The organism is Salmonella sp. 32070601201500089SM (assembly GCF_017573605.1).
Taxonomy (GTDB): domain Bacteria; phylum Pseudomonadota; class Gammaproteobacteria; order Enterobacterales; family Enterobacteriaceae; genus Salmonella; species Salmonella enterica.
Genome location: NZ_JAGETK010000003.1, coordinates 272,687 through 286,228, shown reverse-complemented (window position 1 = coordinate 286,228; position 13,542 = coordinate 272,687). Strand labels below are relative to the sequence as shown.

16 protein-coding genes, 2 tRNA genes and 4 pseudogenes are annotated in these 13,542 nt (G+C 49.9%); 12 read left to right on the top strand and 10 right to left on the bottom strand.

What is annotated here, in order from left to right; all coding sequences use genetic code 11:
- Positions 1 to 54: 54 nt before the first annotated feature.
- The 6 genes from J4728_RS23895 to J4728_RS07185 all read right to left on the bottom strand — a co-directional run bounded on the left by J4728_RS23895 (position 55) and on the right by J4728_RS07185 (position 3,442).
- Positions 55 to 636 carry a bacteriophage antitermination protein Q gene (locus tag J4728_RS23895; protein ID WP_243771254.1) on the bottom strand — a complete coding sequence of 194 codons (582 nt, stop codon included), beginning with the start codon at positions 634 to 636 and terminating at the stop codon, positions 55 to 57.
- Positions 637 to 646: 10 nt separating this feature from the next.
- Positions 647 to 904 (bottom strand): hypothetical protein, encoded by a 258-nt coding sequence (locus J4728_RS07205; RefSeq protein ID WP_000224241.1) that lies wholly within the window; start codon positions 902 to 904, stop codon positions 647 to 649.
- 1 nt (position 905) lies between these two features.
- Positions 906 to 1,439 carry a hypothetical protein gene (locus J4728_RS07200; protein ID WP_208211494.1) on the bottom strand — a complete coding sequence of 178 codons (534 nt, stop codon included), beginning with the start codon at positions 1,437 to 1,439 and terminating at the stop codon, positions 906 to 908.
- Between the two features lie 70 nt (positions 1,440 to 1,509).
- Positions 1,510 to 2,049, bottom strand: coding sequence for a hypothetical protein (locus J4728_RS07195; RefSeq protein ID WP_000008351.1), 540 nt, complete (start codon positions 2,047 to 2,049; stop codon positions 1,510 to 1,512).
- Between the two features lie 136 nt (positions 2,050 to 2,185).
- Positions 2,186 to 3,013 carry a YfdQ family protein gene (locus J4728_RS07190; RefSeq protein ID WP_208211492.1) on the bottom strand — a complete coding sequence of 276 codons (828 nt, stop codon included), beginning with the start codon at positions 3,011 to 3,013 and terminating at the stop codon, positions 2,186 to 2,188.
- A 57-nt stretch (positions 3,014 to 3,070) separates the two neighbouring features.
- Positions 3,071 to 3,442, bottom strand: coding sequence for a hypothetical protein (locus J4728_RS07185; protein ID WP_000997191.1), 372 nt, complete (start codon positions 3,440 to 3,442; stop codon positions 3,071 to 3,073).
- Between the two features lie 82 nt (positions 3,443 to 3,524).
- Here J4728_RS07185 and J4728_RS07180 point away from each other — a divergent pair.
- Both J4728_RS07180 and J4728_RS23890 read left to right on the top strand, forming a co-directional pair.
- Positions 3,525 to 3,881: pseudogene (locus J4728_RS07180) on the top strand (YmfL family putative regulatory protein); the annotation flags it as partial.
- Positions 3,882 to 4,020: 139 nt separating this feature from the next.
- A complete protein-coding gene (locus J4728_RS23890; protein ID WP_001525520.1) occupies positions 4,021 to 4,197 on the top strand; it encodes a DUF4222 domain-containing protein in 177 nt (58 codons plus the stop codon).
- An 18-nt stretch (positions 4,198 to 4,215) separates the two neighbouring features.
- On the opposite strand, the gene J4728_RS23885 is transcribed toward J4728_RS23890, so the two are convergent.
- Together J4728_RS23885 and J4728_RS23880 are read right to left on the bottom strand one after the other, a co-directional pair.
- The gene (locus J4728_RS23885; RefSeq protein ID WP_000147078.1) at positions 4,216 to 4,524 is read right to left on the bottom strand and encodes a helix-turn-helix domain-containing protein; all 309 of its coding nucleotides are present in this window, start codon (positions 4,522 to 4,524) and stop codon (positions 4,216 to 4,218) included.
- Positions 4,514 to 4,744 (bottom strand): type II toxin-antitoxin system RelE/ParE family toxin, encoded by a 231-nt coding sequence (locus tag J4728_RS23880; RefSeq protein ID WP_108429764.1) that lies wholly within the window; start codon positions 4,742 to 4,744, stop codon positions 4,514 to 4,516. The genes J4728_RS23885 and J4728_RS23880 overlap by 11 nt, the downstream gene beginning before the upstream one ends.
- Before the next feature lie 123 nt (positions 4,745 to 4,867).
- Between J4728_RS23880 and J4728_RS23875 the strand changes: the two are divergent.
- From J4728_RS23875 to J4728_RS07150, 7 genes and pseudogenes are all read left to right on the top strand, one after another.
- Positions 4,868 to 5,497, top strand: a pseudogene (locus J4728_RS23875) (Rha family transcriptional regulator); the annotation flags it as partial.
- Positions 5,486 to 6,130 (top strand): Rha family transcriptional regulator, encoded by a 645-nt coding sequence (locus J4728_RS24165; protein WP_313896400.1) that lies wholly within the window; start codon positions 5,486 to 5,488, stop codon positions 6,128 to 6,130. The pseudogene J4728_RS23875 and the gene J4728_RS24165, both read left to right, overlap by 12 nt.
- A 12-nt stretch (positions 6,131 to 6,142) precedes the next feature.
- Positions 6,143 to 6,940 (top strand): annotated as a pseudogene (gene istB / locus J4728_RS07170) (IS21-like element helper ATPase IstB).
- Positions 6,941 to 7,000: 60 nt separating this feature from the next.
- Positions 7,001 to 7,435, top strand: a pseudogene (locus tag J4728_RS24160) (hypothetical protein); the annotation flags it as partial.
- 3 nt (positions 7,436 to 7,438) lie between these two features.
- Complete coding sequence (locus J4728_RS07160; protein ID WP_208211490.1) at positions 7,439 to 8,008, top strand: 3'-5' exonuclease; 570 nt, start codon at positions 7,439 to 7,441, stop codon at positions 8,006 to 8,008.
- Between the two features lie 39 nt (positions 8,009 to 8,047).
- Positions 8,048 to 8,275 carry a DUF4224 domain-containing protein gene (locus J4728_RS07155; protein ID WP_001527041.1) on the top strand — a complete coding sequence of 76 codons (228 nt, stop codon included), beginning with the start codon at positions 8,048 to 8,050 and terminating at the stop codon, positions 8,273 to 8,275.
- Between the two features lies 1 nt (position 8,276).
- Positions 8,277 to 9,266: a tyrosine-type recombinase/integrase gene (locus J4728_RS07150; protein ID WP_000532847.1), complete on the top strand. Its 990-nt coding sequence runs from the start codon at positions 8,277 to 8,279 to the stop codon at positions 9,264 to 9,266.
- Positions 9,267 to 9,379: 113 nt separating this feature from the next.
- On the opposite strand, the gene J4728_RS07145 is transcribed toward J4728_RS07150, so the two are convergent.
- A tRNA-Ser gene (locus J4728_RS07145) sits at positions 9,380 to 9,469 on the bottom strand.
- Between the two features lie 88 nt (positions 9,470 to 9,557).
- On the opposite strand from J4728_RS07145, the gene mtfA reads away from it, so the two are divergent.
- The 3 genes from mtfA to J4728_RS07130 all read left to right on the top strand — a co-directional run bounded on the left by mtfA (position 9,558) and on the right by J4728_RS07130 (position 11,955).
- The gene (gene mtfA / locus J4728_RS07140; RefSeq protein ID WP_000598921.1) at positions 9,558 to 10,355 is read left to right on the top strand and encodes a DgsA anti-repressor MtfA; all 798 of its coding nucleotides are present in this window, start codon (positions 9,558 to 9,560) and stop codon (positions 10,353 to 10,355) included.
- Positions 10,356 to 10,455: 100 nt separating this feature from the next.
- Positions 10,456 to 10,531: transfer RNA gene (locus J4728_RS07135), tRNA-Asn, on the top strand.
- Between the two features lie 161 nt (positions 10,532 to 10,692).
- Positions 10,693 to 11,955: a tyrosine-type recombinase/integrase gene (locus J4728_RS07130; RefSeq protein ID WP_208211488.1), complete on the top strand. Its 1,263-nt coding sequence runs from the start codon at positions 10,693 to 10,695 to the stop codon at positions 11,953 to 11,955.
- Between the two features lie 698 nt (positions 11,956 to 12,653).
- Here the strand turns inward: J4728_RS07130 and J4728_RS07125 are convergent.
- Positions 12,654 to 13,538, bottom strand: a complete 885-nt coding sequence (locus tag J4728_RS07125; RefSeq protein WP_208211486.1) for an integrase domain-containing protein — start codon at positions 13,536 to 13,538, stop codon at positions 12,654 to 12,656.
- Positions 13,539 to 13,542 lie beyond the last annotated feature (4 nt).

Here is a 13,542-nt window from a genome sequence, read left to right as displayed (position 1 = left end):
GGCTTATTTTGTTGCATTTTGCAAGTGCGTTTGAAGGAGATAGTGAAATTTAGGTCACATTTTTGCCACTTTGAAGGCTTCTTCATCCTCATAGTACTCAAGAGCCATGGCCAACGCAGATTCATCAAGCTGGGTAAAAGCGGCCTTTAACCCAGCCCAGTGCCCTGAATAGACACGCAACCATGTCGAACGGTCAACGCTAACCATGCGGGCCAACGCTGCACCAGCATAGTCTTTATAGGTTTCATTATTTCTGGTTGCGGCAATTTCCTGCCCTGCCAGCCATACCAGGCCTATAAGTTTCTTTACTACGCGCTCCTGAAGCGAGTTTTCACCTAGGCATTTCTGATAAGTTTTCCAGACGTATTCCGGCACTACCGGCGCTGGCGGTGCTGTGTAGAGCGGTATATACACGGCAACATCATCTGCAGCGTTTGACTGCTGCTCTAACGTCACGCATGTACCGGAAAATTTATTCAGGTATCGCACGGGCTCAGCATCCAGCGATGCCAGCGCCCGCTTCAACACCAACAAAATTTTGGCGTCATCATCGTCGAGACCAAACGGAATATCGTCGCGAGTGTTTTCAAATTCAGCGATAGTTTGCTGTAGCCATTCTTTGGTAATAGTGGTCATGGGTTAGTCCTCAGCCTGCCGTGCTTTCAACCTGGTTAGGAAATGTCAGGCACTCATTAAAGGTTGCGCCGATACGCATAGCGGAAGGGATAAATTCGCTTTTCCCCTTCTCTACTTCATCAAAAATTTCGTCATAGCGAGTCACATCAAACAGCGATACTTCACAATCGCCAGTCGTCGCAAACGCGATCCGATTTGAGGGACACTCCGCCAGTAGCTTATTGAGTTTCTTTACCCAGGCTTTTTCCTGTTTCGTCAAAGTAGCCATATCACTCCCCCTTAACCTTGATGCCAGCGGTGCGTATTTCGTGTATCGCATTGTCATTACCAGCACACCAACCCTCGGCATAATCCCGGCTGAATCCGCTCATGTGCATGACTTCGCCAACGCTGCGTTTTGACAGGTTGACCGTCCGCGCCTCCAGTTCTGCTATGCGCTGCCGAGCAGACTGATAAGCATCGATAACCACGTCCAACAATTGCCCGTCACACAGCAGGTTGCTAAGTTCAGGCTTCCACGCTACGCAGTCATCATCCGGGTCTTGCATGTTGTAGACGTAAGTATCAAAGGCACCCATAAAGCGCCCGAATCCACCTTTGTCGTCTACCAGCACTAGCCAGGAGCGGAGAAGGAACAGTTTTTGGTTACGATCTAAATCCGTCCGGGATAGCTCATCGGCGATAATGCTGATTTCACTACCGTGCCAGCGAGCATCATTACGTTGTGCAGCATGAAACAGCTTCCATAAATACTCAGTTTCTTCCTGGTCCGGGCGGCATTGCTTCAATGTATGGACTGTCATGCTGCACCGCCTTCAACGCGCTCCCACAAACGTCTTGATCTGATTGCCTTCACTACAGACTCTTTATCTTTTATGCAGCACATTGGCGTAGCTCCATCAGTTCATTAAAGCGGGCCATAAACAGGCCGAAAGCCTGACCGGGGCGAAGGGGGTAGATTTCGAATAAATCTGTCGGGGGGATACCTTCCAGTATTACCCAGGGAATACTGTCATCAATATCCAGATCGCGGCGTTCAGTTGCCAGCATGGTAAGATCTGCATACTTCACTACGCTGGCTTCTTCCAGTGGCAAGCCAAACTTAAAGCGGATCAGTTGATCGGTACGTTTCTCAATCTCGCGATAATCAGGCAGTAACGCTTTTAATGGGGCAGGGATATCCTGGCAATACGCTTCGGCTGCGTCGTGCATCAGGGCTTCAAAGGCAAACTCCGGTGATACAAGCTGGCTGCACAGTACGGAATGCTGCGCCACGCTATAAAATTCAGGGAGATGTCCGGAGAAGCGGCAAATATTGGAAAGCGCCACGGCGATATCTTCAATATCAATGTCGTCAATAGTTGCGCTGAGATAATCAAATTGTTTACCTGAAAGTGTTTGAATAAAACTCATCGTTGGTTCTCCTTATAATTTATTTCGCGCTGCACCGCGTGAATTTTGGTTGTGCGAATCCCTCGCCGGGTGGCGATAATTAACAGAATTACGCTTCAATAAATCCCCGCGGCGCCGGGGATTTAATGCAGAGCAATTACGCTTTAAAGTTACCGATGAACGTTTCTACTGATTCACCGTCGAATTTGTTGATCAGCATGTCGCGGAATTCACTGGCGATCGCTTCTTCCTGCGCTTCCAGTTGTACGATACGCAGAACAAAGCGAGGTTCATCACCGGTCAGCAGGCTGTTGCGGAGGCTGAACGCACGTTCGCCGAGACCCTCATACGGAACACATTTGAACTCAAAAGCCACCGGCATAACATCTTTGCTGCTGGCCTCAATGCTTTGCATAAGGGATTTCTTACCGCTGAAATCGCCATCTTCATGATCCTGCTGGGTTGCCTGTTGGATCGTAATGCGGCGAACAGCCTGGGCAGCCTGTGAAATCTGCATTGTGTTACCGTCAGAATCGAACGCCAGGAGATAATCGCTCCAGTCTTCAAGCCATTCGGCGATCTGTTTTTGTTTCAGGCGTTCCCCGTTGATCTGTAGCAGGGCGCGGAATGGTGCAGTCTGTTTCAGCGTGATAGAAGCAGCGTTGTCTGCATGACCGGGGTTATCCAGCGTACCAATATTGAAAACTGAGCGAGCTGTCATATGGTCAGCATCAATAAAGCAGCGTGCTTTTTCGGTTGCACTGGCATAGCCCTTTGAATAACGGACAAAGTCTTCAATGCTGGTGGTAGTCATGGTGCCGCGGAAGCGGAAACGCTCCAGAGCAAAGCGTTCGAGGCTTTCAACACCTGTTCCGGCAGGTAATAATGCTGTCGGGCAAGCCAGCCCCTGAATATCGTTCAGGTGATAGCCAGAAAGGACCAGGTCTTTTACCTGCTGAAAAGTGCCGCTGTCTAACTGAGACATAAAAATTCCTTATTAACTAGTGATCAAAGTGGTGGCAGTGATTTGGTTAGCTGCGGTTCACTGAGCCGCTTTAAGCTTTCCGTCAGTAGTGCCTTTAATACTGAGCAGTTGACCCTGATCTTCCTGCAGTATGGTGAGCTTTCCGCCCTTGTTAACCCACATTGGGGTTTCTGTTGTGTCCTCTTCTGACGCTTTACCGCGCGGCGTCGGAGTACTGTACTGCAGCTTGTGTTTAATTTTGACGCGCTTCTCTTCGACTGAATTTCCCATGCGCTCAAAATCAAAGGTGAGGACTACCTTGCCTTTATTGCCGTTATTCAGAACGCCTAATCCGACAGTATTCAGCGCTGCCGCGATTTTGTTCATGAACACGCCGGCATCCAGTTCGCCCAGAAAGTCGGGCACTACGGTCATGCGGTCATCATTCATCGTTAACCCCTCAAGATGGCGGTTGCCACCGCCAGTTGGTTTCTCCACAAAACAGAAAAGAGCACCTGCTGTAACAGCTTTCCGGGTGGAAGGAACCTATCACCTGGCACATTCAGTAGCCAGGGCATCAGGTGGCGTTTTTGTTCCGCTGGCAGATATGGAAGAAGTGGATAACGCAGATATTAATCAGCGCCTGCTGGAAGCGATTGAGCAGATCACCAGTTATTCCCAGCAAATCAGGGTGGCTATCGAAGATGGCGTTATTGAGCCACATGAAAAAGCCGTGATTGATGAGGAGTTGTATCAGGCGATCGCAAAGCTGCAACAGCATTCGACACTGGTATACAGAGTTTTTTGCGCGCCAGAAAAGGGTGACGCCCGCGAGTGTGCAGCTCCGGGCGCCGTGGCGTCAAATTTTATGGAGAAAACCAACGCATGAACAGTTTAACGGTAAATAACCGTTTGTCGCAACAACCGGGGATGTATGAGTACCGGCCGTTGCGTCATGAATGCAGATTATCAAATAGCCTGGTCGTGCGTAACCACAGGGAACACAGCCTGACCGTGGGGGATGAATCGTGCAGGAACTTAACCGCTGGTTTCGGGATGGAAGGGGACTTTATGTCCATGTCATTCGCTGGGAACCAGAAACTGAGCGCGTTATCTATCTGCGCAAGGGCTATCCGCATGAGTGTTTTAGCCCTTTGTGGAAATTCAGGCGTGATTTTGTTGAGTGTGAAGCGCCGCCAGAGTGACGGCGCAATAGTAGAAGTTTACACGAAGCGGATCTGGAGTTTTTTCCCGGTTGCCTGTGCGAACTTTTTCAGCGTAGTAAAAGATGGTCCGCTGACGCCAGCAGCAAGGTTGCTTTCCATTCTGGTTATAGCAGTGGCTTTTGTTCCCATCCGTTCAGCAACTTCAGCCTGGGTGAGACCTGCTTCTTTACGTGCGGCCAGCATTTCGTCAAGCAACGCGAACTCATCAGCAATGGCGTCATATTCAGCTTTGAACGCTGGGTCTTCCATCCATTTAGCGGCCATTTCATCGTGCGTTATAGTTGGCGCATTACGTTTACCAGTCATGCTTAACCTCCTTCATTCTGGTTTCTGCCTTTTTGCGTTCAGCTACAGGGGTTTTCTGAGTCTTCTTTATAAAGCTGTGCAGCATGACGATGCGCTTCCCTGCCAGGGTGCAGTAAAAAACGCGAGCGATGCCATCGCTACCTTTAATCCGAAGCTCAAAAAGCCCATCACCAAAGGCGCTGGTGTGAGGTTCTCCGAGATTGCTGCCATACACCTTCATTCGTTCAACAAGGTGCTGATATCTGGCTCGCATACTCAATGGAAGCTGATCCACCTCAATCCGGACTTCCTCGTTGTAGTACTCAATAGTGTAGTTCATAGATGTAAACATAACAAAATTGTTATGTTTGTACAATGTATTGATTCTGCAATTCCGGGACGTTACACTATTCAGGCACCTTATAAAGCGGGTGCCGGGCGTGGAAACCCGGAATTCAATATAGAGCACAACCGCGCTCATGCGGTTTTTTCTTGTCATGAGCATTGTTACGCCCAAATTATGGTGGGGCGTGCAGGGCCAGTTTCGGCTGGGCCGGGTTCTATGTTGACCGGTATTTCCACCCCTGTACGTCTCACCACCTATAAGGTCGTGGAAAGCCTTGGTGGTGAGTTCATTGAATTCAACATAGAGGCTGCCACTATGGCTACTGTCACAACCCTCGCTCAACCTGAAATTAGAATTATTAACGGCCAAGCCGTTACTTCCTCCCTGGCTGTTGCCGACTACTTCATCAAGCGTCACGCTGATGTTATCCGTAAAATAGAATCTCTCGAATGTTCCACTCTATTTCGTAAACGCAATTTTGCGTTTACATCGATTTCAATAAGTCAGCCCAACGGCGGTACTCGCAAACTCCCATGCTATCAAATCACACGCGATGGTTTTGCTTTCCTTGCTATGGGCTTTACGGGCAAACGCGCCGCCCAATTCAAAGAGGCATACATCAATGCCTTTAACCAGATGGAGAAACGCTGCATTACGGCGTTATCCCTTTTTGACTATCTCCGCTTGTTGCGCCTTGCTGGTGTTCCGGGTTATATTTCTCGCGTTGCTGTAAATCCAGCAACCGGGTTTAGCAGCCCGGAACACATCACAGCGCACAACCGCGCCTGCGGTTTTTTTGTGTGCAATGCCCCGTCACATTTGAATTATGGTGGCTTGGGTAGGGGAGCCGAAAGGCTCGCCGGGTTCTGTGATGACCGGTCTGCTAACCCTGCTCAGGTCACCACCAGTTGTTTAGCAGCAGCTTGTGGTGATAAGTCAAAACTCATCACAGGGGCTGTCGTTATGACTACCATCCCAACCCTCGATCAACCTGAACTTTGCGTTATTGATGGCAAAGTCGTTACTTCCTCACTGGCTGTTGCCGATTATTTCCATAAGCCACATAAAGACGTACTGGCTAAGATTTCCCGCCTGGATTGTTCTGTCGAATTTACCGAGCGAAATTTCTCGCTCAGCAAATACACCGATGTAACAGGGCGTAAGTTACCGTGTTATCACATCACCAGAAACGGTTTTGCGTTCCTGGCCATGAGTTTTACGGGTAAACGAGCGGCCCGTTTCAAAGAAGCGTATGGAGCATCGGCCTCTGAGTGCGTATGAGGAGTTACTGTGATGCCTGAACTTGAAGTACTGCTGAGTCGCCTGAAAATGGAGCACCTGGGTTATCACGTTGAAAGCCTGCTGGAGCAGGCGGCTAAAAAAGAGCTGAACTACCGGGAGTTCCTGTGCATGGCGCTGCAGCAGTAATGGAACGGCAGGCATCAGCGTGGCATGGAGTCCCGACTGAAGCAGGCTCGTCTGCCGTGGGTCAAAACGCTGGAGCAGTTCGACTTTACCTTCCAGCCGGGCATCGATCGTAAAGTTGTCCGGGAGCTGGCCGGTCTGGCGTTCGTGGAGCGCAGCGAAAATGTGATCCTGCCGGGACCTCCAGGTGTCGGAAAAACCCATCTGGCCGTTGCGCTCGGCGTGAAATCGGCGGATGCAGGGCATCGGGTACTGTTCATGCCACTGGACAGGCTGATCGCAACGCTGATGAAAGCGAAACAGGAAAACCGACTGGAGCGTCAGCTACAGCAACTGAGTTATGCCCGGGTACTGATCCTGGATGAAATAGGCTATCTGCCAATGACCAGAGAGGAAGCCAGCCTGTTCTTCCGGCTACTGAACCGTCGATATGAAAAAGCGAGCATCATCCTGACGTCAAACAAAGGCTTCGCAGACTGGGGAGAGATGTTCGGAGATAACGTACTGGCAACGGCGATCCTGGATCGGCTGCTGCATCACTCAACCACGCTGAATATCAAAGGAGAAAGTTACCGGCTAAAGGAGAAACGCAAAGCTGGAGTGCTGACCAAAAACGCAACGCCAATCAGTGAGGATGAAATGGTGAAAAGCGGACAGCATCAGTAACGAAAGTATCTGGCGGGCATGAAAATGGCAAATAACGGTCAAAGATCGTGGCGTTGACAACAAACGCAGTTTGAGCAGGTTGCTGACCTCTACGAAATGCAATTTGATGATGGGCGCACCTGCGCATTCCACACAGATGGTGCAAAAGCTGCTCAGTGGTTGCTCGCATGCGATGGTAATAAGGTGCAGGAATACGTCAGGCTTGAGCGCTATCATGAGGCTCTTATTGGCAACTCTCCGGTAATTCCGGATGATTGGGTTATGGTGCCGAAGAAACTAACTGCTGAGAACGGTGCCAAGAGTTTGCTATCCGGTGAGTTTTTAGAAACTACTTTTATAAGCTTTCCTGAATGCTTGGCCGACGAAGAATGCGAAAGCTGCGACGGCAGCGGGCGAATTAAAATTGAGGTTCCTGTCAGCTGGACGACGATTAAGGCTATTTGGAATAAAGGCGTTGAACATTTTCGTAGCAGCACCGCAACAGGGGACAACTAATTTATGAATAACTTGATGATCGACCTTGAAACTATGGGTAAAAAACCTAACGCGTCTGTTGTCTCCATCGGTGCTGTGTTCTTCGATCCGCAAAGTGGTGAAATTGGACCTGAGTTCTATACCGCCGTTAGCCTTGAAAGCGCAATGGAACAAGGTGCCGTTCCTGATGGCGATACCATTCTATGGTGGTTAAGACAAAGCCCGGAAGCGCGAGCGGCTATTTGCGCTGATGCAGTATCTGTTACGACCGCGCTTATTGAGTTCAATGACTTTATCACCTGTCACGCCGACGATTTGAAATACCTGAAGGTATGGGGTAACGGTGCCAATTTCGATAACGTTATCCTGCGTGGCGCTTTCGAACGTGCCAGCCTCCCCTGCCTGTGGAATTACCGGAACGATCATGACGTCCGCACGATGGTTACTTTGGGTCGTGCAATCGGCTTCGATCCCAAACGTGACATGCCGTTCGAAGGCGATATGCACAACGCGCTGGCTGATGCCAGGCATCAGGCGAAATACGTTTCAGCTATCTGGCAGAAACTGATCCCGCCCACCAGCAACAATATCTGATTTAAACCGGGTGCAGCCGGTTAGATGGAGAAGCAACTCATGAGCGATCGCTTCCTGACTGAGGAGGAACTGGAAGATGCTACAGGAGCAAGCCAGAAGTCACTCCAGAAAGAAGTATTAACGCTGAACGGTATTTATTTTATAGAACGCCGGGACGGTTCAATCAGAACAACCTGGTATCATATAAATCACCCAGTTTCGCGCCTTCTTCCACCAGCAGGGTATCAGCCTGTACCAGGCATGAATTTTGACGCTATAGAGAGTTAACATGGGTCGCAAACGTGCGCCCGGTAATGAGTGGATGCCAAAGGGTGTATTCTTTCGCCCTTCTGGTTACTACTGGAAACCGGGAGGATCAACAGAAAATATAGCTCCAGCTGATGCAACTAAAGCTGAGGTCTGGGTGGCTTACGAAAAAAAAGTTGAGGGTAGAAAAAACAGAATTACATTCACACAATTATGGCGAAAATTTCTTGCCAGTGCCGATTATGCTGATCTGGCCCCAAGAACGCAGAAAGATTATCTGGCACATGAGAAATATATACTTGCCGTATTTGGTGATGCCGAAGCTAAAGCAATAAAGCCAGAACATATCCGGCGTTATATGGATGCCCGTGGGCAAAAAAGCCGTGTCCAGGCGAATCATGAACACAGCTCTATGTCGCGCGTATTTCGTTGGAGTTATCAACGTGGTTATGTTCCTGGTAATCCTTGCGTTGGTGTGGATAAGTTTCCTAAGCCTCAACGCGATCGATATATTACCGATGAAGAGTACAGAGCGATATATAATAACGCAACGCCAGCCGTCAGGGCTGCAATGGAAATAGCTTATTTATGTGCTGCCAGAGTTTCTGATGTATTGAAAATGAACTGGAATCAAATACTGGAGAAAGGAATTTTTATTCAGCAAGGAAAAACCGGAGTTAAACAAATTAAATCCTGGACAGATCGCTTACGTGATGCCGTTGAAATATGTCGTGAATGGGGAGAGGAAGGCCCTGTTATCAGGACTATGTATGGCGAGCGTTATTCTTATAAAGGATTTAACGAGGCGTGGAGAAAGGCGCGAAAGGCTGCGGGGGATGATCTGGGACGTCCTCTTGACTGCACTTTCCACGATCTAAAGGCAAAGGGGATTTCAGACTATGAGGGAACGGCGAAAGACAAGCAGAAGTACAGTGGCCACAAAACCGAATCCCAGGTTCTTGTTTACGATCGCAAGGTGAAAATGAGCCCAACCCTGGACAGGAAGCGTTGAGCTTTTCGATGTGCGCCAGTAAAAATTCTGGCGTTTTTTTCTCACCGAATTTTCTCATTTTTTCTCAACGTGATTTTCATCACTATAAGAAAATCACGTAAGTGCTTGAATAGTGGCGGAGAGAGAGGGATTCGAACCCTCGGCGGAGTTACCCCCGCAACGGTTTTCGAGACCGGTCCGTTCAGCCGCTCCGGCATCTCTCCGTATATTGCAATGATGCCAGGTAATTTGGCATTTTAACAGACCCTATTCGGGTAATTTTGTTCAAGTGACGAGTTTACGAGCAAAACGATGATTAAGTGGCCCTGGAAAGCACAAGAAATAACCCAGAACGAAGACTGGCCGTGGGATGATGCGCTAGCTATACCTCTTCTGGTAAACCTCACCGCGCAAGAACAGGCTCGGCTTATTGCGCTAGCCGAACGTTTTTTGCAGCAGAAAAGACTGGTAGCGCTACAGGGATTTGAGCTCGACTCGTTAAAAAGTGCACGTATTGCGTTAATTTTTTGCTTACCGATCCTGGAGCTCGGTATTGAGTGGCTTGATGGTTTTCATGAAGTGCTCATTTATCCCGCGCCCTTTGTAGTAGATGATGAATGGGAAGATGACATAGGTCTGGTGCACAGCCAGCGTGTCGTACAGTCGGGGCAAAGCTGGCAACAAGGGCCCATCATTCTGAACTGGCTGGATATCCAGGACTCGTTCGATGCTTCGGGTTTCAACCTCATTATTCATGAAGTCGCGCACAAACTGGATATGCGTAATGGCGATCGCGCCAGCGGCATCCCTTTCATCCCGTTGCGCGATGTGGCTGGCTGGGAACACGATCTCCACGCGGCAATGAATAATATTCAGGATGAAATCGACCTTGTTGGCGAAAGCGCTGCCAGTATAGATGCCTATGCCGCCACCGACCCTGCAGAATGTTTTGCCGTGTTGTCAGAGTATTTTTTCAGCGCGCCAGAACTGTTTGCTCCACGTTTCCCGGCGCTATGGCAGCGTTTTTGCCAGTTCTATCGCCAGGATCCTTCTCAGCGTTTACGGGTAAGCGCTGACGAAGGCGACTACGGCGAGGAATCCGAACATTAATTCCTCACTTTGTGGGTTAATTAACCAATTGAATTGGCGCGTTAATTTTACTGTTGACACGTTATAGCGGGCCCAGTATTATGCGCCTCGTTGAAACAATTCCTCTGTAGTTCAGTCGGTAGAACGGCGGACTGTTAATCCGTATGTCACTGGTTCGAGTCCAGTCAGAGGAGCCAAATTCCTGTTTTCAGGCGTGCTTATAAATCTTTATTTAGTTGGGTTTCAATAAGTTAGCGTGAAAATCTTTCCCGATGCGTATCTGGTTTTCCCTGCGCATCCGGCGAAATTGGTGGTCTGATTTGGGGTCATTTCAGTTCAATAATGGAGTGACCACCATATGTCCCTGTCCGACGTGAAAATCCGCAGTATTAAGCCATCTGATAAACCCTTTGAACTGACCGATTCTCAGGGTCTGTATCTGCTCGTCAATCCGGGCGGTTCACGCCTCTGGTATCTCAAATATCGCTTCAACCGAAAAGAATCCCGCATTGCGTTAGGCGCATACCCACAGGTCTCGCTTTCCGACGCCCACCAGCAGCGCGACGGTATCCGTAAGCTACTGGCGCAGAATATCAATCCAGCACAACAACGCATAACTGAAAAAGCCGCCACGTCACCGGAAAAATGCTTTGAGGCCGTTGCGGTAGCATGGCACAAAACCAACAAGAAATGGTCGGCTGACTATGCAGAACGCATTCTTGCCAGTATGAAAAATCATATCTTTCCGGCAATTGGTCATCTGCCCGTCACGATGCTGAAAACGCAGCATTTCACGGCACTGCTGAGAGTTATCGAGGATAAAGGCTTTCTGGAAGTCGCGTCCCGAACCCGGCAGCAACTCTGCAACATCATGCGCTACGCCGTGCAGCAGGGACTAACCGAAAGCAACCCGGCGCTGCATCTGGAAGGCGTCACCGCGCAGCCGGTAAAAAAGCACTATCCCGCCCTGCCGCTGGAGCGGTTGCCCGAATTGTTTGAGCGCATTGGCGACTATCAGCAGGGACGGCAGCTTACGAGGCTGGCGGTAGCGCTGACGCTGCATCTGTTTATCCGTTCCAGTGAACTGCGCTTCGCCCGCTGGAGCGAGATTGATTTCAGAAACAAAATCTGGACCATTCCCGCCACAAGGGAAACGATTGAGAAAGTCCGTTTCTCTGGCCGTGGCGCAAAAATGCGTACTCCACATATAGTGCCGCTTTCTCGTCAGGCTATCGCCATTCTGAAGCAGATAAAGGAAATCTCTGGGCATCTGGAACTGGTGTTCCCCGGCGATCATAACCCGTATAAGCCGATGAGCGAAAATACCATCAACCGGGCGCTTCGTCTGATGGGCTACGATACCAAAACCGACGTCTGCGGGCATGGTTTCCGGGCAATGGCCTGTAGCGCACTGGTAGAATCTGAACTCTGGTCGCGGGATGCCGTGGAGCGGCAAATGAGCCATCAGGAGCGTAACAGCGTGCGGGCGGCATATATCCATCGAGCCGAACATCTTGATGCACGCAAGGACATGATGCAGTGGTGGTCTGATTATCTGGACGTGAGCCGCGAGGGGTACGTTGCCCCCTATATTTATGCGCGGCGGCATAAAGCGGCCTGAGCCAGAGACTGCATAATTTGTTAAAAATGAAAAAGCAGATCCTGATTGAATCCGGATCTGCTTTTTGTATTGAAAGGAATTACCTTGCATTTTTTGGTTGTTAATAGGAAAACGTACAAAATTATTCTACGTAGAATAATTTTGTACGAAAATCTATCAATATTTCGCGAATCAATAGGTAAATATAGAAAATTATTTGAGGAGAATAATTTCAGGCGATAGCAGCCAGACAATCTGCACCAGAAACTGATTTACCGGTACGCCATAACTACACCAGTCCAATGCCACCGTTTACCTGCACCAGCCCGCCGTCGCCTGCCTGTGTCAGGAGTGCGCCAGAAACAACCGGCTAAACATCGAACTGCGCCAGTGTTAAGGCCCTTTCAGCCCTTTGGCCTTTTCCGGTCTGGCGCTGTTACTCTTAGTCGCCCTTTACCTTTATCTGGCCTTTTTCCTTTTGCTGGCGCAATTATCAGAAAAATACCGCAATGCTGCACCAGAATCCTGTTAATAGGCCATACCGTTCGTAAGTACCGTTATTAAGAGGAAACCGTACAAAAAATTTTGCCCCCAAAACTTTTTGTATGAAAACCTATTAATCCCCCCGAGATTAATAGGAAATCACCCAAAATTATTTGAGGGCAAATAATTTTGTACGAAAACCGATGGATAACTCGATCTTTTCAAGGCAACGGCTATCAGTAAGTATCCCTTCGCCCGTAAACCTGCGCCACATACCGCCCGCGCCCGTCGCCGTGGCCCAAATCCATCGCCGTCATTGCCAGTGCTTCCTTCTCACAAAATCCCTGCGCCAGATAATGACGAATGGCATCCTGCGCCCACGCATAGCGCAACGAGTGCGGGGAATATGCGCCCGTTAAGCCGAAACGTGCCGCCTGACTGTGCCAGTATTTCATCGCGGTTTTCAGGTCCGGCTTATCTATCAGCCTGCCGTGGCGATCTTCTGCCACGGTCAGCGCATTATCCAGCGCTTTTCTGACAGCGACAGCATCAAGAATAATCGTCTCCCGGGGCCGCCCGCCTTTGGTGCCAAACACCACGGTTAAACGGGTGTCACCGCGCTCCAGCGCCTGTCGCCACGTTTTCAGCGACTGTACGCTCTGCACCGCCTCCTGCGACCGCAGCCCCATCAGCCTTGAGAGTTCCAGTGCTGCCGCCATCCCCGGATCTTTTGCGCGGGCCGTCTCCAGCACGTCGCGATAGTGCTCCGGCGTGATAGCCAGCTTCGTACCGTTGCGGGATGCGCCGGACAATCCCAGCGAGCGGTTATTCAGCCGTTCACTCTGCGCCAGCCTGTCACGCCCGGCCTGTTTCAGAATGCAACGTACCGCTGCCATCTCATTTTGCAGGGAACGTTTTGTAATGCCCTGCGCCAGCCGTTCACGGATATAACCCTCTATATGTCGCGCCTTAAGCTGCTCCACCCGGCGGATCTGCACATTCTGCGCCAGAACCAGACGCTCACAAAACCGCTGCGCCAGCTTAATGCGGTCGTGAACGGTCTTATGGCTGCCGCCCGCCTGTTGTGCAAGCCGCTTCATTTCCTGCGCCAGAATCCCCATATTT